Annotated in this window: 3 protein-coding genes; all 3 read right to left on the reverse strand. The window is 66.7% G+C overall.

Translation table 11 applies throughout. The annotated features are described in order from the left end of the window. Nucleotides 1-14: 14 nt before the first annotated feature. Entirely contained in the window at nucleotides 15-137 is a 123-nt protein-coding gene (locus ACLJK8_RS22820) for a hypothetical protein (protein ID WP_413152689.1), read from the reverse strand. Nucleotides 138-266: 129 nt separating this feature from the next. Beyond that, nucleotides 267-725, reverse strand: a complete 459-nt coding sequence (locus ACLJK8_RS22825) for an IS30 family transposase (RefSeq protein WP_413152690.1) — start codon at nucleotides 723-725, stop codon at nucleotides 267-269. Further along, the coding region (locus ACLJK8_RS22830; protein WP_413152691.1) for an IS30 family transposase at nucleotides 722-1109 on the reverse strand (388 nt) is incomplete at its 5' end. The genes ACLJK8_RS22825 and ACLJK8_RS22830, both read right to left, overlap by 4 nt.

Genomic DNA, 1109 nt, shown 5'->3' on the forward strand with positions numbered 1-1109 from the left:
TCCCCGAAGCGGTGTCAGGCTGGCGGGTCCGCTTCGATCTGCTGATCCGTGAGTGTCTGGTTCTCCAGCGACAGGAACCGCTGGTGCAGCATGCAGGCGGCGCCGAAGGCCGCGCCGGTCTCGGGTGCCTCGTGCACCGTGATCGCCGGGACCGGGAAGCTCGGCGCCTGGGCCGCGCCGAGGTAATGCGCGACGCGGGCGGCGACGAGCGGATAGAGCGCCGCGACCTTTGCTCAGGTGGGACATTCCAACTTTGCGTGGACGCGCTAGCCGAGATGCGACTTCGGACGAAGCGACAGGTTCTCCGTCCTGTAGCCGTGGCCGATGACGTTGGCTTTGAAGACCTCGGCCGGGGTTCGATAGCCAAGGCACTTGCGGGGCGTTGCGTTGAGGCCGGCGCAGAGCCGCCTGAGGTCGTCCTGGGAGAGAGTCTCGGGGTCGGTGTCACGATGGATCCAGCGCCGAAGGCGCTTGTTCGCGTTCTCGACGCTGCCTTTCTGCCAGGGCGACTGTGGGTCGCAGAACCAGGTTTGCGCGCCGACCTCGGCTCGCAGGTGCGGCCAGTCGACGAACTCCGACCCGCGGTCGAAGGTCACCGAGCGGCGCGCTCCCCGCGGCAGGGGCCGCGGGACTTCGGCGATCTGGGCCATGATCGGCTTCGCTCGCTTTTCCGGGTTCCTGAGCACGACCAGGAACCTGCTGACCCGCTCGATCAACGTCGTCACATTCGCCGGACCGAACCGCTGCCGAAAGAGTACGAGATCACCCTCCCAGTGGCCGAATTCTNGTTCCTGAGCACGACCAGGAACCTGCTGACCCGCTCGATCAACGTCGTCACATTCGCCGGACCGAACCGCTGCCGAAAGAGTACGAGATCACCCTCCCAGTGGCCGAATTCTCGGCGACCGGCCACGGCGTCGGGACGGAACAGGATGCTGAGTTCCGGGGCGAATTTCGGCGGTGACCGTTTACGGCGACGGTGTCCGCGGCGCTCGCGGCGACCCGAGGCGAGGTGGCGCCACAACTCCGCCGCGCGGCCCTCATCGGAATAGATGAACTGGTAGATCGTCTCCTGGCTGACACGGAGCGGGGCCGCTTCGAAGCGCATG

The sequence above is a fragment of the Amaricoccus sp. W119 genome (genome assembly GCF_047275745.1).
GTDB lineage: Bacteria > Pseudomonadota > Alphaproteobacteria > Rhodobacterales > Rhodobacteraceae > Amaricoccus.